Annotated in this window: 21 protein-coding genes; 8 read left to right on the forward strand and 13 right to left on the reverse strand. The window is 66.0% G+C overall.

The window, feature by feature from the left end; genetic code table 11:
- The first annotated feature begins 7 nt into the window (after nt 1-7).
- From NFG57_RS03955 to purU, 4 genes are read left to right on the forward strand one after another with little or no spacing between them, the layout of a single operon-like run.
- Entirely contained in the window at nt 8-373 is a 366-nt protein-coding gene (locus tag NFG57_RS03955; RefSeq protein ID WP_108131358.1) for a sarcosine oxidase subunit delta, read from the forward strand.
- Nucleotides 370-3,411: a sarcosine oxidase subunit alpha family protein gene (locus NFG57_RS03960; protein ID WP_348815427.1), complete on the forward strand. Its 3,042-nt coding sequence runs from the start codon at nt 370-372 to the stop codon at nt 3,409-3,411. Before NFG57_RS03955 ends, NFG57_RS03960 begins: the two co-directional genes overlap by 4 nt.
- Nucleotides 3,404-4,072: a sarcosine oxidase subunit gamma family protein gene (locus tag NFG57_RS03965; RefSeq protein ID WP_348815428.1), complete on the forward strand. Its 669-nt coding sequence runs from the start codon at nt 3,404-3,406 to the stop codon at nt 4,070-4,072. The genes NFG57_RS03960 and NFG57_RS03965 overlap by 8 nt, the downstream gene beginning before the upstream one ends.
- The gene (gene purU, locus NFG57_RS03970; RefSeq protein ID WP_348815429.1) at nt 4,069-4,953 is read left to right on the forward strand and encodes a formyltetrahydrofolate deformylase; all 885 of its coding nucleotides are present in this window, start codon (nt 4,069-4,071) and stop codon (nt 4,951-4,953) included. Before NFG57_RS03965 ends, purU begins: the two co-directional genes overlap by 4 nt.
- Nucleotides 4,954-4,955: 2 nt before the next feature.
- On the opposite strand, the gene NFG57_RS03975 is transcribed toward purU, so the two are convergent.
- Nucleotides 4,956-5,654 carry a DUF3047 domain-containing protein gene (locus tag NFG57_RS03975; RefSeq protein WP_348815430.1) on the reverse strand — a complete coding sequence of 233 codons (699 nt, stop codon included), beginning with the start codon at nt 5,652-5,654 and terminating at the stop codon, nt 4,956-4,958.
- Between the two features lie 278 nt (nt 5,655-5,932).
- Between NFG57_RS03975 and NFG57_RS03980 the strand changes: the two genes are divergently transcribed.
- Entirely contained in the window at nt 5,933-6,427 is a 495-nt protein-coding gene (locus tag NFG57_RS03980; protein ID WP_052704195.1) for a DUF302 domain-containing protein, read from the forward strand.
- A gap of 256 nt (nt 6,428-6,683) precedes the next feature.
- Here NFG57_RS03980 and NFG57_RS03985 read toward each other — a convergent pair whose 3' ends face one another.
- From NFG57_RS03985 to NFG57_RS04020, 8 genes are all read right to left on the reverse strand, one after another.
- On the reverse strand, nt 6,684-6,974 hold the full coding sequence (locus tag NFG57_RS03985) for a zf-HC2 domain-containing protein (RefSeq protein WP_348815432.1): 291 nt from the start codon (nt 6,972-6,974) through the stop codon (nt 6,684-6,686).
- The gene (locus NFG57_RS03990) at nt 6,971-7,552 is read right to left on the reverse strand and encodes a sigma-70 family RNA polymerase sigma factor (RefSeq protein ID WP_045991008.1); all 582 of its coding nucleotides are present in this window, start codon (nt 7,550-7,552) and stop codon (nt 6,971-6,973) included. Before NFG57_RS03990 ends, NFG57_RS03985 begins: the two co-directional genes overlap by 4 nt.
- Complete coding sequence (locus NFG57_RS03995; RefSeq protein WP_348815434.1) at nt 7,549-8,286, reverse strand: TIGR04282 family arsenosugar biosynthesis glycosyltransferase; 738 nt, start codon at nt 8,284-8,286, stop codon at nt 7,549-7,551. Before NFG57_RS03995 ends, NFG57_RS03990 begins: the two co-directional genes overlap by 4 nt.
- Nucleotides 8,276-8,989: a TIGR04283 family arsenosugar biosynthesis glycosyltransferase gene (locus NFG57_RS04000; RefSeq protein ID WP_348815436.1), complete on the reverse strand. Its 714-nt coding sequence runs from the start codon at nt 8,987-8,989 to the stop codon at nt 8,276-8,278. Before NFG57_RS04000 ends, NFG57_RS03995 begins: the two co-directional genes overlap by 11 nt.
- The gene (locus NFG57_RS04005; RefSeq protein ID WP_348815437.1) at nt 8,976-9,719 is read right to left on the reverse strand and encodes an ATP-binding cassette domain-containing protein; all 744 of its coding nucleotides are present in this window, start codon (nt 9,717-9,719) and stop codon (nt 8,976-8,978) included. Before NFG57_RS04005 ends, NFG57_RS04000 begins: the two co-directional genes overlap by 14 nt.
- Before the next feature lie 27 nt (nt 9,720-9,746).
- Nucleotides 9,747-11,456, reverse strand: coding sequence for an ABC transporter permease (locus tag NFG57_RS04010; RefSeq protein ID WP_348815439.1), 1,710 nt, complete (start codon nt 11,454-11,456; stop codon nt 9,747-9,749).
- Nucleotides 11,443-12,675: an ABC transporter substrate-binding protein gene (locus NFG57_RS04015; protein WP_348815441.1), complete on the reverse strand. Its 1,233-nt coding sequence runs from the start codon at nt 12,673-12,675 to the stop codon at nt 11,443-11,445. Before NFG57_RS04015 ends, NFG57_RS04010 begins: the two co-directional genes overlap by 14 nt.
- Nucleotides 12,676-12,851: 176 nt before the next feature.
- Complete coding sequence (locus tag NFG57_RS04020) at nt 12,852-13,952, reverse strand: aminoglycoside phosphotransferase family protein (protein WP_348815443.1); 1,101 nt, start codon at nt 13,950-13,952, stop codon at nt 12,852-12,854.
- A gap of 316 nt (nt 13,953-14,268) precedes the next feature.
- Here NFG57_RS04020 and NFG57_RS04025 point away from each other — a divergent pair, with 316 nt between their 5' ends.
- On the forward strand, nt 14,269-15,771 hold the full coding sequence (locus NFG57_RS04025) for a SulP family inorganic anion transporter (protein WP_213227567.1): 1,503 nt from the start codon (nt 14,269-14,271) through the stop codon (nt 15,769-15,771).
- 183 nt (nt 15,772-15,954) lie between these two features.
- Nucleotides 15,955-16,809: a universal stress protein gene (locus NFG57_RS04030; protein ID WP_348815445.1), complete on the forward strand. Its 855-nt coding sequence runs from the start codon at nt 15,955-15,957 to the stop codon at nt 16,807-16,809.
- A 70-nt stretch (nt 16,810-16,879) separates the two neighbouring features.
- Here NFG57_RS04030 and NFG57_RS04035 read toward each other — a convergent pair whose 3' ends face one another.
- From NFG57_RS04035 to NFG57_RS04050, 4 genes are all read right to left on the reverse strand, one after another.
- Nucleotides 16,880-17,380, reverse strand: a complete 501-nt coding sequence (locus tag NFG57_RS04035) for a DoxX family protein (RefSeq protein ID WP_045991012.1) — start codon at nt 17,378-17,380, stop codon at nt 16,880-16,882.
- Nucleotides 17,377-18,141, reverse strand: coding sequence for a DNA-binding domain-containing protein (locus NFG57_RS04040; RefSeq protein ID WP_213227568.1), 765 nt, complete (start codon nt 18,139-18,141; stop codon nt 17,377-17,379). The genes NFG57_RS04035 and NFG57_RS04040 overlap by 4 nt, the downstream gene beginning before the upstream one ends.
- Nucleotides 18,138-19,130 carry a DUF692 domain-containing protein gene (locus NFG57_RS04045; RefSeq protein ID WP_249742757.1) on the reverse strand — a complete coding sequence of 331 codons (993 nt, stop codon included), beginning with the start codon at nt 19,128-19,130 and terminating at the stop codon, nt 18,138-18,140. The genes NFG57_RS04040 and NFG57_RS04045 overlap by 4 nt, the downstream gene beginning before the upstream one ends.
- Nucleotides 19,131-19,211: 81 nt before the next feature.
- Nucleotides 19,212-19,490: a DUF2282 domain-containing protein gene (locus NFG57_RS04050; protein WP_045991014.1), complete on the reverse strand. Its 279-nt coding sequence runs from the start codon at nt 19,488-19,490 to the stop codon at nt 19,212-19,214.
- Nucleotides 19,491-19,730: 240 nt separating this feature from the next.
- On the opposite strand from NFG57_RS04050, the gene NFG57_RS04055 reads away from it, so the two are divergent.
- Nucleotides 19,731-20,093, forward strand: coding sequence for a RidA family protein (locus NFG57_RS04055; protein WP_045991015.1), 363 nt, complete (start codon nt 19,731-19,733; stop codon nt 20,091-20,093).
- Nucleotides 20,094-20,154 lie beyond the last annotated feature (61 nt).

Below are 20,154 nucleotides of genomic sequence, written 5' to 3' on the forward strand. Positions count from 1 at the left end.
GGTTTCCATGTTCCATATCCATTGTCCCTACTGCGACGAGTGGCGCGAGGAAGAAGAGTTTCATCCCAGGGGTCAGGCGCACATCGCACGCCCCGAGGATCCGGCCGGCTGTTCCGACGAGCAGTGGGGCGACTACCTGTTCTTCCGCGATAACCCCCGCGGCATCCACCACGAGCTGTGGGTCCACGCGGTGGGCTGTCGCAAGTTCTTCAACGTGACGCGCCACACCCAGAGCTACGAAATCCTCGAGACCTATCGCATCGGCGAGCGACCGCGCTTTACCCGGGACAACCCCGACGGGGTGGTGGCGTCCGCGCCTGAGTCCCTTGACGACAGCGATATCGCCACCGCCGCCCAGGAGGTTCGCGCATGAGCCAGCCCAATCGCCTCGACACAGGGGGACTGATCGACCGCAGCACACCCCTGCGCTTTACCTTCAATGGCAAGGAGTACACCGGCTTTCACGGGGACACCCTGGCCTCGGCGCTGCTGGCCAACGGGGTGGACGTGGTCAATCGCAGCTTCAAGTACTCGCGTCCCCGCGGCGTCGTCGCCGCCGGTGCCGAGGAGCCCAATGCGGTGGTCCAGCTCGGCCAGGCCGAAGCCGAGCAGGTGCCCAATGTGCGCGCCACCCAGCAGGCCCTGTTCGAGGGGCTGACGGCACGTTCCACCAACGGCTGGCCCAACGTCCAGCGCGACCTGATGGGGACCATCGGCAAGCTTGGCGGCAAGCTGATGCCCCCCGGCTTCTACTACAAGACCTTCATGGCGCCGGCCTCGCTGTGGATGACCTACGAGCGCTATATCCGCAAGAGCGCGGGGCTGGGGCGCAGCCCGCTGGAGCACGACCCGGATATCTACGACCACATCAATCGCCACTGCGAGGTGCTGGTGATCGGGGCAGGGCCTGCGGGACTGGCTGCCGCCCTGGCCGCCTCGCGCAGCGGCGCCCGGGTGATCCTGTGCGACGAGCAGGAGCTCTTTGGCGGCTCGCTGCTGGACGGGCAGGAATTGCTGGACGATCGTCCGGCGTTGCAGTGGGTCGAGGAGGTGCTCGAGGAGCTTGCCGCCAACCCCGAGGTGACGCTGCTGCCGCGTACCACCGCCAACGGCTACCACGACCACAACTTCGTCACCCTGCACGAGCGGCGCAGCGAGCACCTGGCCCACTGCGCACCTCGAGTGGAGGGTCACCGTCAGTCGCGCTCGCGCCTGCATCGGGTGCGCGCCGCGCGCGTCGTGCTGGCCACTGGGGCCCATGAGCGTCCGCTGGTCTACGCCGGCAATGACGTGCCAGGCAATCTGCTGTGCTCGGCGGTGTCCACCTACATCCGCCGTTATGGGGTGGTGCCGGGCAAGCGGCTGGTGGTCTCCACCAGCAACGACGACGGCTACCGTGCCGCGCTCGACTGGCTGGATGCCGGCCGCGAGGTGGTGGCGGTGGCCGACGCCCGTCCCGCCCCCGACGGTGAACTGGTCGAGGTCGCCCGGGCGCGCGGTATCCGCATTCTGCCGGGTGCCGCCGTGGTCGAGGCCAGGGGCGAGCAGCGGGTCACCTCAGCGCGGGTCGCCGCCATCGATATCGACGCCTTTCGCGTTACCGGCGCCAGCGAGACGCTCGACTGCGACACGCTGGCCAGTTCCGGTGGATTCAGTCCGGTGATTCACCTGGCCTCCCACACCGGAACGCGGCCGAGCTGGCGCGACGACCTGATCGCCTTCGTGCCCAACCTGCCCAGGGGCATGTTGGCGGCCGGTGCAGCCGGCGGCACCTTTGGCCTGGCCGAGGTGCTGGCGGAAGGTCGCGACGCCGGCCTCGAGGCGGCAAGCCAGGCCGGCTTCGAGGGTGCCGAGCTTAAACTGCCGGCGGTAGCGTCGCGGCGCGACGGTGCGGCGGTGGCGCTGTTCCAGGTGCCCCACGAAAAGCCGACCCTGCGGGCGCCCAAGCAGTTCGTCGACCTGCAGAACGACGTCACCGCCGCCGGGATCGAGCTTGCCACCCGGGAAGGCTTCGAGTCCATCGAGCACGTCAAGCGCTACACCGCCATGGGCTTCGGTACCGATCAGGGCAAGCTTGGCAACATCAACGGCATGGCCATCGCCGCGCGCTGCCTGGGGCGTTCGATTCCCGAGGTCGGCACCACCGTGTTCCGGCCCAACTATACCCCGGTCACCTTCGGAGCCATCGTCGGTCGCCACTGCGGTGCGTTGTTCGATCCCGAGCGCTACAGCGCGCTGCACCAGTGGCACGTCGGGCAGGGCGCCGAGTTCGAGGACGTGGGCCAGTGGAAGCGGCCCTGGTACTTCCCTAGGACCGTCAACGGCAAGCGCGAGACCCTGCACGAGGCGGTGATGCGCGAGTGCCGCGCGGTGCGCGAAGGCGTCGGCATCCTCGACGCTTCGACCCTGGGCAAGATCGATATCCAGGGGCCGGACGCCCGCGAGTTTCTCGGCCGCATCTACACCAACAAGTGGGCCAAGCTGGGCGTGGGCAAGGTGCGCTACGGCTTGATGTGCAAGGACGACGGCATGGTCATGGATGACGGCACCACCAGTTGTCTGGCCGAGGATCACTTCCTGATGACCACCACCACCGGTGGCGCCGCGGGAGTGCTCGAGTGGCTGGAGCTGTGGCACCAGACCGAGTGGCCGGAGCTCGACGTGAGCTTTACCTCGGTCACCGACCACTGGGCCACCATGACCGTCACCGGCCCCAGGGCGCGGGAGCTGATGAGCGAGCTCGCCGAGGGCATCGATCTGGATCGCGAGGCGTTTCGCTTCATGGACTGGCGTGAGGGCAAGGTGGCCGGGGTGCCGGCACGGGTGTTCCGGATCTCCTTCACCGGCGAGCTGGCCTACGAGATCAACGTCCAGGCACACGCTGCCATGCACGTGTGGAAGGCGCTGTTCACCCACGGCGAGAAGTACGACCTGACGCCCTACGGTACCGAGACCATGCACGTGCTGCGTGCCGAGAAGGGCTTCATCATCGCAGGTCAGGACACCGACGGTTCGGTGACCCCGGAGGATCTGGGCATGCAGTGGGCGGTGGGCTACGACAAGCCATTCTCCTGGGTCGGCCAGCGGGCGCTGACCCGCAGCGACACCGCGCGCCAGGATCGCAAGCAGCTGGTGGGGCTGAAGCCCCGGGATCCGTCGGTGGTGCTGGAGGAGGGCGCCCAGATCGTGCTCGACCCTGACCATCCGATTCCCATGCCGATGGTCGGCCACGTGACCTCGAGCTACTACAGCCCGACGCTCGAAACCGGCTTCGCCCTGGCGGTGGTCAAGGGTGGCCACCAGCGGATGGGCGAGACCGTCTATCTACCCTGTGTCGACGGCAAGGTCCACGAGGCCGAGATCGTTTCCACCATCTTCCTCGACCCCAAGGGGGAGCGCCAGAATGTCTAACGCCAATGCACGTGCCCGTACCTTTGATGCCTTCCCGGACGAAGGCATCCCCCTGGAGTCGCCGCTGGCCTGGTCGTTTGAGCACGTCGGCTGCCCGGCGCCCGGCACCCACTCGCGGGTAGTGATGCGCGAACGCCAGCACGACCATCTGATCCTGCGCGGTGGTGCCATCGTGCTCGACGAGGCGGTGCGCGCGGTGCTGGGGCTGTCGTTGCCGGCGCGTCCGCTGGAACTCAGTCAGGGAGAGAGGGCTTCGCTGCAGTGGCTAAGTCCCGACGAGTGGCTTGCCGTGCTGCCCCAGGGTGACGCCTTTCGCGTGGAGACGGCGCTGCGCAGCGCCCTGGGCGACGCCAGCGTGGCCTTCTCCGACGTCAGCGCCGGTCAGACGGTGATCGAGCTGACCGGTGAGGACCAGGCCCTGCGCGAGCTGTTGATGAAGTCGGTGGTCTACGACGTCCACCCACGCCACTTTGCGGTGGGCAAGGGGGTGACCACGGTGCTGGCCAAGACCAGCGTCATCCTGCGTCGCCCCGACGAGCGACGCTGGGAGCTGGTGGTGCGGCGCAGTTTCGCCGACTACGTTTATCGTTGGTTGCTCGATGCCGGTGAGGAGTTCGCCATCGGCGTCGAGCGTGACGTCACCGCCGGGGAGACGACATGACGATCAGCGTGAGCGCCGTGCGCACGACCCACTGGATCCTGACCGCCCAGTGCCCCAGTCGTCTTGGTACCGTGGACGTGGTCACCCGCTTTCTGCGCGAGCAGGGCTGCTACATCACCGAGCAGCAGTCCTTTGACGACAGCAGCTCCTGTCGTTTCTTCATCCGCACCGAGTTTCGCCCTCCCGAGGAGGGCGAGTTCGATGCAGGCGCCTTCGAGGCGGCCTTTGCCGAGCGCGCGGCGCCGTTCTCCATGGCGTTCGAGCTGACCTCACCAGAGCGCCTCACTCCGGTGGTGATCATGGCTTCCAAGGCGGATCACTGCCTCAATGACCTGCTCTATCGCTATCGTACCGGCCAGCTTCCGGTGGCCATCAAGGCGGTGGTGTCCAACCACCCCGATCTGGCGCCGCTGGCCGAGTGGCACGGGCTGCCTTATCACCATCTGCCGATCAGCGCCGAGACCAAGGCCGAGCAGGAGGCCGAGGTGTGGCGGATCGTCGAGGACAGTGGCGCAGAGCTGGTGATCCTGGCGCGCTACATGCAGGTGCTGTCGAGCGAGATGAGCGAACGCCTGGCCGGTCGAGCGATCAATATCCATCACTCGCTGCTGCCTGGCTTCAAGGGCGCCAAGCCCTACCACCAGGCCTTCGAGAAGGGCGTCAAGCTGGTCGGGGCGACCGCCCACTACATCAACGATGATCTGGACGAAGGCCCGATCATTACCCAGGGGGTGGAGCCGGTCACCCACGCCGATACCGCCGAGGACCTGGTGGCCCGAGGGCGTGATATCGAGTGCATCACCCTGGCCCGGGCCGTCACCCTGCACCTGCAGCGTCGGGTGTTTCTCAACGGCTCGCGCACGGTGGTGTTCCAGCGCTGATGTCAGGGACAGACAGGCGGCGACGACGAGGCGCTGAACTCCATCTTGCTGAACCAGGCGGTGGCGTCGCCTCCGGCGTTGTCGCCATCGCTCATCAGCGCCAGGCCATCGACGCCGTCGGGGCTCGCGCCGAACAGTCGACGGTAGTCGGCGGCCACGTCGCGCACCTCGCCGACCCACTGCCCAGCCTTGGCACCTCCGCTTTGCAGCGCCAGCAGGACGGCGCGATCGGTAAAGGCGTTGGGCCAGCTGGTGCCTGCCGGCTGATTCGATGACCACACGTAGTTGACCGACTCCACCTGCCAGGGCAGAAGGCCGGTGCGTCTGGCCACGTAGACCCGGGCGGGATAGTCGTCGCCACTCTCTGTGCGTTCGTCGACCCCGGAATAGACCCCGGATACCTGCCAGCACCAGCGTAGGTAGGGCGTCTCGCCGAGGTCGATGTCGCGCTCCAGATAGCGGGCCGAAGCCTGCCCCCGGGAGCGCGCTTCGAGCACGCTGACGCCATCGCGCTCGACCAGTCGGTAGGCCGTTTCGCCGGCGAAGGATTTGGTTGGCCAGTCGAGCATGGCGCGCGGGCTGAAGGTCTGGGCCTGGGCCTGGGCGCAGGAGGCCATCAGGACCGCGGCCGAGACAAGGGCGCGGGTAAGGGTACGCGGCGGTGGGGCAGCGAGGTGGCGAAGGGGAAGAATCCGGGCCATGCAGGCTCCTGTCGTCGGCAATCGGGGAAGCGGCTGAAACGACGTGAACGATATGAACCATCAGGTGCAAATCGTGTGGGCGACCATCGCCTGTGCGCACATCGTGTAGCTGCAGTTGTGCGCACTATGCCCAGTCGCGTCGGCTATGGGTACTGGGTCGTCGCCCCGGCGTTGAACCTTACACAGCGTCAACCCGGATTGTGAGAGATTTCCCCTTGTGGTGGTCGGGGACCGGCGACCATGCTGTAGGCACATTGACCTGGAAAGGAAGCTCCATCATGAAGCAGTGCTATCGCAAGATGTTCACCCTGTGCCTGGGCAGCGTGCTGGCGGGATCGATGGCGACCATGGCCTGGGCGCAGGGCGAGGTCGAGGTGAGCGACAGCGGTATCGCCAGTCTGACGTCGACCGATAGCCTGGAGGCGGTGGAATCTCGCTTCAAGGAGGGGCTGGAAAAACGGGGAATGGGACTGATGGCAAGCGTGGACCACCAGGCCAACGCCGCCGGGGTGGAGCTGGAATTGCCAGCGACACGCACCTACATCTTCGGCAAGCCCGAGGTGGGCACTCGACTGATGCAGTGCGAGGGCAGTGTCGCGCTGGACCTTCCCCAGAAGATGCTGGTTCGCCAGCAGGATGATCACCTGGTGATCGAGTGGAACGACCCTCATTACCTGGTGGAGCGCCACGGCCTACAGGACTGCGAGCTGCCCGTGGACAAGATCGCCGAGGCCCTGACCGGGCTGGCGCGGGAGGCAGCGGGCCAGCAGTGATGGCCTGGTCTTGCCCAGGCATCTCCCGAGCCTTGCTCACCGGGTCCGGCTCGGGACCTCTTTACCGGGGATCTGGCACGCAATCGCTTGAGGCTGACTCAGGTGGGGGGTAACTGGCGCCCCGTCGGCGGGCTGCCTTGGTGGCCCGCCAGGGGGAGGCAGAATGGTGGGTCGACCAGCGAGATGCTTCCCTCGAGGTAGGGCAGTCGAGGTCTGGCAGTCGAGGTCCTTGCGCCCAGTCCGTCAGCCGAGTCCTTCAGTTCTGGCGACGGGTCTCCGCCTCGGCCATCGCTTCCTTTACCTTCAGCAGGTCCTGATCACTGGCGACGTTGTCGGTATTCGCGCCAGGGGACGTACCGTCCTGGGGTTTATCAATTGTGCCGTTATAGGCATTGCCGACCCGGTGCAGCATGCCGAACTGCTTTTCGCAGTTGCGACAGGCCGAGCACAACATCAAGTGAAACCGCAGCGAAATACGCTCCCTGGCCGTCAGGGGGGCATCCAACTGCTTTGACATCAGCCGCGTAGCGGCCTTGCACATCATCATGCCGCGTCCTCCTTCCATCCCTTTTCAATGCAAGCGCGAAGCTTGAGGCGAGCCCGATGCAGGATCACCCAAGCGTTGTTTTCCTTGATGCCCACTTCCTTACAAATATCGTCGGTGGAAAGGCCCATCAATTCGCGCAGGGAGAAAACGCGAGCCACGTTTTCTGGAAGACTCAGCATACAAGCGTCGAATACTTTCCAGAAATTTTCGTTCTCGAACGCTTGCTCCGGGGTGCTCCATGCCTGGGGCTTGGCGTCGGCGGCCCAGTGTCCGTCCTGTTGAAACATGCGGTCGATGGCGTCGTCGCTGTGCTCTTCATCGAAGGGCTCCCAGCGACCATGACGCTTCTGCTGGCGCATCTGGTCGAGCAGCTTGTACTTGAGGATGCCGAATACCCAGGTTTCGTAGCCGGAGCGCCCCGAAAAGCTGTCGTTCTTCTCGATGGCGGCGATCATGGCTTCCTGCACGGCGTCCTCGGCGGCGGCATGATCGCGCAGGTGCATGCGGGCGAAGGACACCAGGCGGGGGCGCACGGCGGCGAGTTTCTTGTGGCGGTCGGTGAGCGTTTCTTGGGTCACGGCAGAATCTCCAGGGCGAGGGCTTCCATGTCGGCGAGGCGAGCCAGGTCCTGGGGCGTATCCAGGTCCCATACGGTCGTTGGACACTCCAGCGTCCACAAAAGCTCCGCAAGACGTGTGCGCGTCTGGGACATGACGCTGGACGTGCCCCAGTCGATTCCTCGGAAGAGACGGGGATCGGGGCGACGAACTCCAACCAGAGCATAGCCGCCGTCCTCGGCCGGAAGAAAGACGCTATCTGCGTCTTTAAGCCGTTTATGACAAGTTTTTAGTAATGTCTTATCCAATATCGGGCAATCTGTGCCGATTAGAAGACTCGGGCCACCTGCCAAGCACAGCGCCGCGTGCATGCGCACCCCCAGGTCGCCTTCAGGCTGTGGTCTCAGCGTCACGCCGAACCGCTGGCGGATATCGACAAAGCACGGATGGTCGTGATCAAGCGCCGTCCACAGCGTGATGTTGCGCGCGGACGTCGTCTCCAGCGCCGTCTTCAGGGTGTACTCGATCAGTCTTTGCTGGAGACGAGCGGCGCCTTCGGCGCCGAGGGCGGGGATCATCCGCGTCTTGGCCTGGCCGGGGATCGGCGCCTTGGCCAAGATGGCCAGCTTCAGGCCATCCTCGTGGTGAACAGGGTGCTGATCGCCGAGCTGCTGGCCGCACGCCTGGCTATGCGACTGACTATTCGCCAGATCCGGGCTGGCTGCCAACCTGTCGCTATCGTGGTCAGCGCACATGGCGATACTCCTCGGCCAGGCGAACGGGATCGGCCCCACGCCAATAGCGAAAGCGCAGTCGCCACATCAGCAATATCGTCGTCAGCACGCCAGCCTGCTCCCAGCGGCGACCGTCGGTGAGTACCTTGAAGCCAAGGCAGGCGGGCGGCGACAGTCGCTTGAGGCGCCTGGACACTTCGATGTCTTCCATCAACGGCTGGTCGGGGAAGCCGCCGACGGCGTCGAAGGCGCTGCGACGCATGAACATCGCCTGATCGCCGGTGGCGATGCCGGTCAGGCGTGAGCGCAGGTTCATGCAGGCGGCGATCAATGATAACCAGCGTGAGCGGCCCCGGATGCGCACGTCGAAGCGCCCCCAGTGGCGTTTCTCCAGCGCCTTCAGTATCGCCGGCATGGCCGCCGGGGGCAGTCGAGTGTCGGCGTGCAGAAACAGTAAGGACGGCGCACTCGCCGCAGCGGCGCCCTGGTTCATCTGGCGCGCCCTGCCGCGGGGGGCATCGATGACTCGATCGGCCAGGGGACGGGCAAGCGCCTGGGTATCGTCGTCGCTGCCACCATCGACGACGATCACCTCGACGCCCTGCTGGCGCCACTCGGATAGCCGCTCAAGACCCGCGACGATGGTCGCTGCCTCATCGAGGACGGGAATGACCACACACAGACGTGGTGAGACGGTCGGGGAGCCTGGTTCAGCGAGAGGCACGGCGGGCACCCTGCCAGGCGGCCCCGGCGGGGGCTTCGGTGGCGGCCGCCAGTTCGACGATCGGGCCCGCCGCTGCCTCGGCGTCTGCCCTGTCGTGGGTGACCAGCAGCGCCGGAAGACGATGGTCGCGGATGCGCTGGAAGACCAGGTCACGCATCTCCTGGCGGAGCGCGGCGTCGAGCTTGGAGAAGGGCTCATCCAGCAGCATCGCCTGGGGACGCGACAGCAGGGTGCGCATCAGCGCGACGCGAGCGCGCTGGCCGCCGGACAGCGTTGCCGGATCACGCTCACCGAATCCGGCAAGACCGATATCCGCCAGGGCCTCTTCGATGGCCTCGCGACGCTCGCGTCGGCTGGCAGACGACGGCATGCCGAAGGCCAGGTTGCCGGCGACGCTGAGGTGGGGAAACAGCAGCGCATCCTGGAACAGCAGCCCGAGTCGGCGGGCCGAGGCAGGCAGGTCGGTGACTCGCCTGTCACCGAGGCGCACCTCGCCCTGGGCGCCAAAGGCGGGGGCGAGAAAGCCCGCAGCGTAGGCCAGCAGGGTGGACTTGCCGACACCGGAAGGCCCCATGACGCTGACCACCTCGCCGGGGGCGACCTGAGCATTCAGTGATACCAGGGGGGCACCGTCCAGCGAGATCACGACCCGATCGAAGACCAGTGCGCCCGTCGGGTTCGCTGGAGACGTGGGGGGAAGGTGGCATCGTGTGTCTGGTGTCTGTGACATGGTGGGCTCGGATGGCGTTGAGGCGGTTCAGGTCAGCAGGGCGCGTCGGTGGCGATGCAGTACGCGCGGCAAGCCGATGGCGAGGGCGAAACCGAGTGCCGGCAAGAGTAGCTGGGCCAGGGCATAGACCGCTGTCAGGCGACGATCCCCCCCGGAGGCAAGCGATACCGCCTCGGTGGTCAGGGTGGTCAGGCGTCCGGCCCCCAGCAGCAACGTCGGCAGATACTGGCCGACGCTGACGGCGACCCCCACGGCGGCGGCGGTGGCGATGGGGGCCAGCAGCAGCGGCAGGCGAACGCGCACAAAGGCGGCGGCCGGGCCATGGCCGAGACCTGCGGCGACCTGGGCCCAGCGGGGGTCAAGCCGCCGGTAGCTCTCGGCCAGTGACAGAAAGACGTAGGGCAGCACGAACAGACAGTGCCCCAGTACCACCACCATGAAGCCCGGTGCCACCGATAGCTGCGCCTGAAGTTGCACCAGACCGTAGAGAAAGGCGACCGGTGGCACCAGCAGCGGCAGGTAGAGCACCAGGGTGGCGCTCGCTCCCATGCTGCGGTGATTGAGCGCTTCGCTCTCGAGACAGCCGATCACCAGGATGGTCGCGAGAGCGGTGGCGGCCAGCGCCAGCCACAGGGTATCGAGGGCGGCCGGCAGCAGGCCTGGCAGCGCACGACCCCAGTTGGCCAGGGTCAGGGGCGTGGGCCAGGCCGAGGGAAAGGGCCAGAAGGCCGCCAGCGACCACAGCGTCAGCCCCAGCAGACTGGCACCGAGCAGGGTGACGCTGAGCCAGGTCAGACCGCCGCCCAGCAGGCTGCCGAGGCGTTGACCGCTGTTGCGTCGGCCGTCGGTCAGGCGTGGCGTGGCGCACCAGCGTACGGCCTGTTCCAGGCACCACCAGCAGGCCAGTGCCAGCAGCGTGATGCCGAGCTGGCTCAGCGCTGCGGCGGAGGCCATGAAGCGCATCGACAGGTCGGGATCACCAAGCCAGCGGACCACGCTGACCGCCAGGGTCGGTGGGGTGGACGGGCCCAGGATCATGGCCACATCGACATTGGACGAGGCAAAGGCGATGACCGCATAGACCGGTAGCCGAATCAGCGGGTACAGGCTCGGCAGTACCGCCTTGAGAAAGGCGGTCACCGGCGAATAACCCAGCGACAGTGCCAGGTGCCGACGATCGTCGGCCTGGCACTGAGGCAGCGCCGATAGACTCATCAGCAGCAGAAAGGGGACTTCCTTGACCACCAGTCCGGCGATCAGCGCAAGGCCAAAGGGATCACCGGGGAACAGGTAGTCAGGAGGCGTGGCGTGACCGCTCAAGGCCGGGGAGACCAGGCGCATGGCCAGGCCCGAGGGCGCCAGCAGAAAGGCCAGACCGATGGCGGCGGCGGCGTGGGGCACCGCCAGCAGTGGCGACAGCAGGCGCTTGAGCCAGACAAAGGCGGCGCTGTCGGCGAAGGCACCGAGAAACAGCACCACGATGGTCAGGGCCAGGGCGGTGCTGATCAGGCCAGTGGTGAAGCTGAGCACCAGCATCTTGAAAAGCCCGGGGGTGTTCGCCAGGCTCACCCAGGGCGCCAGGCTCAGCTGCTCTCCACCGAGCACCGGCAGCCAGCCGAAGGCCGGCGCCGCAGCGCCTGCCAGGCCGGCCACCACCGGGGCCACCAGCAGCAGTACCGTCAGCGCCGGCGCCAGCCCCACCAGGCGGGAGAAGGTCGAGGTATCAGCGGCTGCCATAGCGCTCGAGCCAGGCCGCCTCTACCGCTTCCATCCAGCTCGGGTGCGGCTCGGGCAGGGTCTGTTGCAGGGCCTGTGGCGCCAGTCGCGCTGGCTGGTCATCCATGGGCGTCAGTGCCTGACGCTCGGCCTCATTCAGGCGCGCGAGATCGAGCACGCTGGGGTCGCCCCAGACATCCAGTTGTTGCTTGCGCGCCTGGGCCTCGGGCGAGAGCAGGAAGTTGGCGGTGACCATGGCGCCGGCCTGGTGGCTGGCGTTGAACGGGATGGTGACAAAGTGAACGTTGCCGATGGTCCCGCCGTCGAGCACATAGCTGCGAATCGAGGGAGGCAGTTGGTAGTTGTTGACCGCAGCGGCAGGCTCGGCGGGGTTGAAGGTAAAGGCCAGCGACAGTTCGCCGTCGCCCATCAGGCTTCTGAGCGCAGGCCCTGAAGCGGGGAAGTCCCGCCCCTGGCGCCACAGATGGGGGTGCAGGGCGTCGAGATAGTCCCACAGCGGTGCCATGGCCGCTTCGGCGTCGGCTTCGCCGGCGGGGCGGGCAAGCACCGCCGGGTCGTCGATCAGTGCGATAAGCGCCTGCTTGAGAAAGGTGGAACCGTGGAAGTCCGGGACCAGTGGATAGGTGAAGCGCCCGGGATGCTGCTCGGTCCAGTCGAGCAGCTCGGCCATGCTGGTCGGTGGCGCCTCGACACGCTCGCTGTCGTAGTAGAACGTCAGCTGGGCCTTGCCCCAGGGTGACTCGAAACCCTCGGTGGGGACGGTGAAGTCGGTGGTCATCTCGGGATTGGCATCCGGCGAGGTCAGCGCGAAGTTGGGCAAGCGCTGGGCAAAGGGCCCGAGCAGCAGATCATTGGCCTTCATCGCGGCGAAGTTCTCGCCGTTGATCCAGATCAGGTCGATGGCTCCCTCGTCGAGGTTGCCGGCGGACTTCTCGGCCAGTACCCGGGAGACCGCAGCGGCGGTGTCGTCGAGCTTGACGTGGACCAGGTCGATGTCGTGGCGCTGTTCGAGTTCATCGGCGACCCAGTCGAGATAGCCATTGACGTTGGGGTCACCGCCCCAGGCGTTGAAGTAGACCGTCTGCCCCCTGGCCTGCTGCTCGATCTCCTGCCATGGCTGGTTCAGCAGCGTGGACGTATCCTGGGCCCAGGCGGGCGAGCCTAGCCCCAGGGCAGCCAGGGCGGTGAGGATGAAGGCGCCACCGGGAAGCCAGGTCAAGCGGAGGTCGGCAAACGGACGTCTACAGGAAAAAGGCGTGGTCATGGTCGCGTCCTTGTGACGATGGATAGGCAGGGTTGGGTTGAGCCGGACAGGGCCGGACAGGGCCGGACAGGGCTGAACAGGGCCGGACAGGGCTGAACAGGGCCGGACAGGGCTGAACAGAGCCGGGAAAGTCAGCCGGCACGGGCGAGTTCCTCGAGTTCGTCGGCGACACGCCTGATGATGGGGGCCGAGAGGTAGTGATCGACGCGGTCGGCCACATGGGCGATCAAGGCATGGTCGCTTAGCTGTGCCGACCAGTCTTCACCACTGTGCTGCCTGTCGACCTGGCGGCGCTGCTGGGCACGCCATTTGGCACACCAGGTCAGCGACCATAGCCACATGGCGCGACGACAGGTGATCAGCGTCGACCAGTCGCTGTGATGACTGTCTTCGGCCATCAGTTCCTGCCAGCGCCGATACAGCGCCACCAGATCCTCGACGAACAGCACCGCGCGGCTGTTGAGGTCCCAAGTGGTGGAGGTGTAAAGGCTCAGGTGGGCCAGGTCGAAGCCGGGTAGCGAATAGCGGCACTTTTCCAGATCCACCAGTACGGCGCGTCCGTGAGGCGTGATCAGAAAGTTGCCGGGGTGAGCATCGAAGCTGATCAGGCGAATCTCGTCGTCGGCGATGCGAAGTCGCTCAGGGAGCTGTGCCAGCGCCTGTTCGATCAGGGCAGTGCTGGTGCGAGACAGCCCGGCCCCGGGGAGAAAGCGGGCCTGGGTGGCGATCTCGTCGAGCATCTCTCGCCAGGGATCCACCGGTGACGCCAGGGGGGCACGGTGATCGGGCAGCGGCAGCCGGTGCAGGCTGGCCAGGGCCGAGGTCAGGGCCGGCAGGTCCGAGGGCAGGCTGGCGGGACGGCCATCGATGGCCTCCACCACCAGCGCGCCTCTGGGCAGCAGGTCGTCGCAGGGCAGCCAGTCATCGAGCCTGGGTGTATGGCCACTGGCCTGGGCGCGATCGAAGCAGGCGACCTGATAGGCCAGGTTGGACGCCGCGTCCAGCCCCATCTGGCTCTGCTTGGGCAACCGCGCCAGCCAGCCGCCCTTGTCACTGCCGCCGGCCAGGCGCACATGCCAGTGGGCCAGGCCGGTATCGGCCAGCGGTTCCAGTCGATGCCCGGACAGAGGCCACCCATGGCGCGCGAGACTATGCTCGAGCGCTATTAGCGGCGGGCCCGGCGATTGGCTCTCCGTTCGCGGTGACGGTGGCGTCGAGGCGCATCGCTCCATGTCGCGTTCCTTGGACGTAGTCAGCTGAGTCGGCAGGGGGCAACGATCCTTACACATTTTTTTCAGAAGATGCCACCGGGCGGACTTGGCCGGATCGAGACCGGGGTGGCGACAATGCGGCGACAAGGCAAAGACAGGCTGGGTAGCAGCGTCGCCTTGCTCGGGTGGTTCTGGTAAACTGCGCCCCTTCCCGTGTCTCCACTACATCATGACAGCGCCAGGCTAACGCCTCCCGGTGCGCTGCTGTCGTGGAGAAACGGTCGGCCCTGGGCCGCTTGTCGCGATATCTCACAACCACTCCCCCCTGGACCGCCTCATGATGCGATCGATCAAGCAAGACTGGTTTTCCAATATTAGGGGCGACGTGCTGTCCGGCATCGTCGTGGCCCTGGCGTTGATTCCGGAGGCCATCGCCTTCTCCATCATCGCAGGTGTCGATCCCAAGATTGGCCTCTACGCCTCCTTCTCCATGGCGGTGATCATCGCCTTCGCCGGGGGCCGGCCGGGGATGATCTCTGCCGCCACCGGCGCCATGGCACTGTTGATGGTGACCCTGGTCAAGGAGCACGGACTTCAATATCTGCTGGCCGCGACCCTGCTCACCGGGGTACTGCAGATCATCGCCGGCTATCTGCGCCTGGCCGACCTGATGCGTTTCGTCTCGCGCTCGGTGGTGACCGGCTTCGTCAACGCCCTGGCGATTCTGATCTTCATGGCCCAGTTGCCTGAGCTGACCAATGTCAGCTGGCACGTCTACGCGATGACCGCGGCGGGTCTCGGCATCATCTATCTGTTCCCCTATGTGCCCAGGATCGGCAAGCTGCTGCCGTCCCCGCTGGTGTGCATCCTGGTGCTGACCGGCGTCTACCTGGCGACCGGCATGGACATCCGCACCGTCGGTGACATGGGCGAGCTGCCCGATACCCTGCCGATGTTCCTGTGGCCTGATGTGCCGCTGAACCTCGAGACCCTCGGCATCATCTTCCCCTATGCGGTCATGCTGACCGTGGTCGGTCTGCTCGAATCGATGATGACCGCCACTATCGTCGACGATCTGACCGATACCTCCAGCGACAAGAACCGCGAGTGCAAGGGCCAGGGCCTGGCCAACATCGGTACCGGTCTGCTCGGCGGCATGGCGGGCTGCGCGATGATTGGTCAGTCGGTGATCAACATCAAGTCCGGCGGGCGTGGACGCCTGTCTACCCTGCTGGCGGGGGTCTTCCTGCTGCTGATGGTGGTGTTCCTGTCGGACTGGGTCTCGCGCATCCCCATGGCGGCGCTGGTGGCGGTGATGATCATGGTGTCCATCGGTACCTTCAGCTGGAGTTCGCTGCGCGACCTCAAGAAGCACCCGATGTCCACCAATGTGGTGATGATCGCCACCGTGGCGGTAGTGGTGTGGACCCACAACCTGGCGATCGGTGTGTTCGTCGGTGTGCTGATCGCCGCGCTCAACTTCGCCAACAAGGTCGGCAACTTCCTGTACATCGCCAGTGACGAGCTGGAACAGCAAGAGGAGCTTGGCAAGGGACGGCGCTACCGCGTGGTCGGCCAGGTGTTCTTCGCCTCGTCTCAGCGTTTCTCCGCCGCCTTCGACTTCAAGGAAAGCGTCGAGAAGGTGGTCATCGACCTGTCACGTGCCCACTTCTGGGACATCACCGCGGTCCAGGCGCTGGACATGGTGGTGATCAAGTTCCGCCGTGAGGGCACCGACGTCGAGCTGATCGGGCTCAACGAGGCCAGCGCCACCATCGTCGATCGCTACGCCATCCACGATAACCCGGCGGCGGTGGAAAAGCTGATGGGTGGTCACTGAGGCAGGCGCCGAAGATGTGACGGGTGTGTGCCAGTTGGTGTAGAACTGGAGGTAACACCCGGATCGGGCTAGACAACAGGTCTGAGGGTCGCGCCCCGCTCGGGCGCGACGACAAGGCCACAATCGATGGAACGCGACGTCTGAGGACGCGCGTTCGCCCCCAACGCCAGGCAGGACGATTTCATGACAGAACAGGTGATGGCCGCCATCGACGGGTCCCAGTTTTCCAAAGGGGTCTGCGACTCTGCCGCCTGGGCCAGTCAGGCCCTCGATGCGCCGCTGACGTTTCTTCACGTGGTGGATAACCACCCCCAGACCGCCGAGGCCGATCTGTCCGGTAACCTGGGACTCGGCGCCAGGGAGCACCTGCTCGAGGAGCTGGCCAGTCTCGATGAGCGGCGGGCCAAGGTCGCCCAGGAGCACGGCCGCCTGATGCTCAAGGCGGCCAAGGATCGCGCCAGCGCCAGTGGTGTTGATGACCTGCATTGCCGACAGCGCAACGGCACCCTGGTGGAAACACTGCTGGAGCTGGAAGACGAGATCCGCCTGCTGGTGATCGGCAAGCGGGGCGAGAGCGCCCAGCAGGCCAGCGAGCACCTGGGCTCGAATCTCGAGCGGGTGGTCCGCGGTCTGCATCGGCCGATTCTGATGGTACCGGAGAGCTTCACGCCGCCGACTCGGGTGATGATCGCCTTCGATGGCAGCAAGACCACCCGCAAGGGCGTCGAGCTGCTGGCCAGGAGCCCGCTGTTCAAGGGGATCGCCTGTCACGTGGTGATGGTCGGTGCCGATACCGGTGATAACCGAACCCAGCTGGAGTGGGCGCTGGACAGCCTCAAGGGCGCCGGTCACGAGGCCCAGGGCGAGATTCGCGCCGGAGAGGTCGAGGAGACCCTGCGCACCTACCAGAAGGACCACGCCATCGAGATGGTGGTGATGGGAGCCTATGGCCACTCGCGGATTCGCCATCTGCTGGTGGGCAGCACCACCACCAGTGTCCTCAGGCGCACCTCGCTGCCGGTGCTGCTGCTGCGCTGACGAGGCTGAGCCGACATCGACATCGACCCGCCGCCGAATCCTGTTCGGCGGCGGGTCGTTTTTTATGCGTCTATGCGTCGTCGACGCGGTCCTGCTGTGGCGTCACCGATTCGCGACCTTTGCCCTTCATCCTGCATAGCAGCCACTCCAGCGAGAGACAGCCGCCGCCGCGCAGGATCAGGGTGGCGAGGCTCGCCGCCCAGAGTCCGTGGGTGACCCAGGCCTCGGGATAGACGAAGGTCTGGATCACCAGGGTCATGATCAACAGCCCGAAGGCCGCCAGTCGCGTGGCAAGCCCCGCCCACAGCAGCAGCGACAGCGAGAACTCGGCGAGTGTTGCCAGGTAGGCGGCCAGCACCGGTGAAATCAACGGCAGGGCGTATTCGTGCTCGAACAGGAAGAAGGTGCTGTCGGCGATACCGAATCCCTCCACCTTGGTCAGCGCCGACAGAAAGAACACGGCGCCGAGCACCAAGCGCATCAACGCCAGCACCAGGTCCAGCGAACGACGCTCGAGCCAGGGGCAGAGTCGCCCGTAGTAGGTGTCCAGCAGGTTTGTCATCGGTGTCATGGGGTGCCTCGTAACAAAGTGGGGGCGGGGTCCGGTACCGCGAGCGCGCCATGGCCGACCAGGGTGCCCAGAGCGTGGCCGAGCGCATCCTCTGCCACGCCGCTGTCGGCCAGTTCGCCCAGCGCCTGGGACAGCGAGGTCGGTGTGTCCAGCAAGCCGTACAACACTGCGCTTGCCGCATCGAGTGGCCTAAGCCTGACCTGGCGACCCGAGCGGATCACCAGCCAGTGGCCGGCGCCTCGCTCGCCCAGGGGGGCGCCACCCTCTCCGCGCTCCAGCGCCTGCCACAGGGCTTCGACGTCATGTTGGCAACGGATGGTCCGGCTGGCCGGACGGGCCTGGACGAGCCGCTGGTCGTCAAGGACGGCGCCGATATCGGACGCCTCCAGCGGCACCGCCTCGGCTGCGTGACTGACCTGAAGCCGGGCGTGCTCGAGTCGCGCGATATCGGCGACGAAGCGATAGGGCGCAAGCGCCGGTGCGCGCGCCAGAGCGTCGGCAAAGCCCTGGCCATAGCGGCTGAGTCGAGGGTCCTGCGGGGGGCTTGTGGCCGCGTAGCTTGCGGCCTCGGCACTGAAGCAGCCCTCGCCCAGCAGGGTCAGGGTATGGGGAAAGGCTTCCTTCAGGGCCTCGATCAGGCTTGAGCGAATATTGTTGCGGTAGACGTCGAGCCCGGCCTTGTGGCCGAGCTGTGGTGGCGTCGCCTGGGGGCGATGCATGGCATCGATGAAGCTGCGCTGCCAATCGAGCAGGCCGCTCATGGCGCTCTCCCTGTGGCTTGCGCCGAGGCGCTGGCTGCCAGGGTGGTGCTCGCATCGGCGTCGGGGCCATGGGCTGCATGCTGATGCCGGCGTGCCAGGTCGACCTCCTGCATCCAGCGCTCTAGCGTCGGCACCCGGTTGTCCCACTCGATCAGGGTGGGCAGGCCGGGACGCCGGGCGAGCACCTGACGGTAGCGTTGCCACACCGGCTCACTGACGGCGCTGCCATGGTCGTCGATGTACAGCTCGCCGGCGGCATCGAGGCTGTGGCCGGCCAGGTGCCATTCGCCGACGGCGGCCCAGGGTACCTCGTCCAGATAGGCATCCAGGTCGCGTCCCAGGTTGGCGGCGCTGATATAGGCGTTGTTGACGTCGAACAGCAGCCCACAGCCGGTCGTGTCCACCAGCCGCTGGAGGAACTCGGTCTCGCTGAAGCGATTGTCGAGGCTGACGTAGAGGCTCGGGTTCTCCACCAGCAGGCGGCGGCCGAGACGGTCCTGGGTGCGTGCGATATTGTCGCCGAGAACCCGTAGCGATTCCTCGGTCAGCGGCACCGGCAGCAGGTCGTTGTAGCTGTGGCCGTCGAGACGGCTCCAGGCCAGGTGCTCGGAGACCAGCGCGGGGTTCAGGTGATCGACCAGGCGTGCAAGACGCTCCAGGTGGGCCGGGTCGATGCCCTCGGCACTACCCAGCGACAGGCCGACGCCGTGGACCGAGAGCGGGTAGCAGCGTGCCAGTTCATCGAGTCGATCCTGAAGGGGCCCGCCGGCGTTCATGTAGTTCTCGGCGTGCAGTTCGAGAAAGTCCGGGGCCTGGGGCGCGTGAGCCGAGTGAGCCGAGTGAGCCAGATGGACCAGCGCCTGCATATGCTGAAACTTGAGGCCGATACCGACCGCATTGGCCGCCATTGGCTGTGGCGCTGGCAAGGACGCCGAGACGGGCGTCTCGAGCGACTCGCGTGGAAGGCTGGATGACAGGGAAGAGGGCATGGGCGATTCGCTATGGCTTGAGGCTTGGCGTGTAAACGTCACGGGAAGGCCGTAGCCTCCCCGTGGCGCCAGTGCTCTGGCTCAGGGGCGCTCGACCTCGCTCAGGCTGCCATTGCCGTGGGGCGTTTCGATATCGGTACAGGTGCCTTCCGGGACCAGGGTCCAGGCGTTGCCCTGGTAGTCGACGGTAGAGGTGCCGGCGCAGGTGGTGCCTGGCCCTGCCTTGCAGTCGTTCTCTCCGGCCAGGGCGACGCCGTAACACTTTTCCATGTCGCCATCGGCGGCCTGGACAGTGGCAATGGCGCCGGCTTGCGCCAGGGCGGTGGACAGCACGGCGGCCATCATGACGGAACGTTTCATTTGCAAACCCTCATATAAACGGTTGGGCGACAGCAGGACTGTCGTGACTATGTCGCCGGGGTGAGGGATACCTGACATCGCAAAAGAGGCAAAAGCGCGACAACAGACTATCTGGCGCAGGGAGAAGTTGGCTATATTGGGCGGCTGTCTAACGTTGCAGAGAAGACACTGGTGAAGAGGTGGTCGAATCGGCTGTCTTTTCGAGATTTTTTAGAAATACCGACTTTTTTGGAGAGAGCGATGAGCATTCAGCGTCACGACACCAAGACCCGCATGAGCCGCGCCGTCATCCACCACGGTGTTGCCTACCTGTGTGGTCAGGTCGCCGGACCGGACGCCCGTCAGGGGGATATCACCGCCCAGACCACCAGCATGCTGGAGCGTGTCGATGAGCTGCTGGCCGAAGTGGGCAGCGACCGCGAGCATCTGCTGAGCGCCACCATCTACCTGCAGAACGGCGAGGACTTTGCCGCCATGAACGCGGTATGGGACGCCTGGGTGCCGGAAGGCCACGCCCCCGCCCGTACCTGCGTGTGCGCGCCGATGCCGGCCAAGGAGCTGAAGGTCGAGATCACCGTCACCGCCGCCGTCAAGGGCCTGTAACAGAGCCCCAGTGACATAGCCGTTGACATAGCCGTCCGCTCGAACGACAACGCCGGCCCCG

The organism is Halomonas sp. H10-59 (assembly GCF_040070555.1).
GTDB classification, from domain to species: Bacteria; Pseudomonadota; Gammaproteobacteria; order Pseudomonadales; family Halomonadaceae; genus Halomonas; species Halomonas litopenaei.